The following is a 1,159-nucleotide window of genomic DNA, read 5'->3' as shown; positions in this document are numbered from 1 at the left end:
GGGGGACCTCGGCTCGGGGACGTCGGCGCCCGACGCCGGCCTTCTGGACGACATTCTCAACCCGACTACTCCGGACGGCTTCGGCGGAGATACCGGCGTAGGTGGGTCAGGCACCGTCGGTGACGGCCCCAGCCTCGCCGGCTTCCCCGGTGACACGGGGGTCGGCGGTGGCGACACTTCCGGTCTTGGCGGTGTGGGCGGTCTTGGCGGGGACGGGATGAACGCAGACGGGATGAACACCGTCGACCTGCCTGACGACGTCACCGCATTCCCCGGCAGCACGTCCACCGAGTCCGGCCTTCCCTCGTCGCCGGTGTCTCTCGCGTCGACGCCATTGGCATCGCCCGATCTCGCGCCCTTCAACGGCAGTACGGATGTCGGCGGTGGCGCTTCTGGATTCGGGGCCGGTGTCCCGGTCGGCCCGATGGCGCCGGGTATCGGTGGCGGTGCGGGTGGCTCGGGCGAGCCCACGGACGCCTCCGATCTGCTGGACAGGAGTCTTGAACCGTGGACCGGTGACACGGAGGTCGACGGTGCCGGCACATCCGGTCTTGGCGGTCTTGGCGGTCTTGGCGGGGACGGGATGAACGCAGACGGGATGAACACCGTCGACCTGCCTGACGACGTCACCGCATTCCCCGGCAGCACGTCCACCGAGTCCGGCCTTCCCTCGTCGCCGGTGTCTCTCGCAACGGATCTGCCCGACATAGCGCCCTTCGACGGCGGTACGGATGTCAGGGACGACTCCGGCGGAGCTGCTTCTGGCATGCCGTTCATGCCGGGGATGGGTGCTGGTGGTGCGGGTGGTGGTGCCGGTGGTGGCGGTGAGCCTTCGGATGCCTCGGGGCTGCTGGACTCGTCTGTTGAGCCGTGGGTGGGTGACTCGGAAGTTGACGGTGGCACCGTGCCTGGTCTGGGGGCTCCTGGTGGTCTGGGCCTGGGACTGGATCTGCCGAACTCCGGTCTGGGTGGTGAGCCGGTGTCTCTGGCGGATCTTCCTGGCCTCGGAGACGCGTCGGGCCTTGGGGGCATGCCCGGTCTCGGGGGCGCGCCTGGTGTCGGCGACTTGTCCGAACTGGGTGCCGGTTCCGGGCTGGGTGATGGTTCGGCCTTCCCGACGGCGTCGCCGTCGCTTGAGCCGTTCACCGGTGGTACCGGC

Annotated in this window: 1 pseudogene; it reads left to right on the top strand. The window is 69.5% G+C overall.

The annotated features are described in order from the left end of the window. Positions 1-232: 232 nt before the first annotated feature. Positions 233-1,159 (top strand): annotated as a pseudogene (locus AQJ91_RS53870) (hypothetical protein); the annotation flags it as partial.

It is taken from the genome of Streptomyces dysideae (genome assembly GCF_001514305.1).
In the GTDB taxonomy this organism is placed as follows: Bacteria; Actinomycetota; Actinomycetes; order Streptomycetales; family Streptomycetaceae; genus Streptomyces; species Streptomyces dysideae.
Note: the sequence above shows the minus strand (reverse complement) of the source record. Positions and strands in the feature narration are given on the sequence as shown.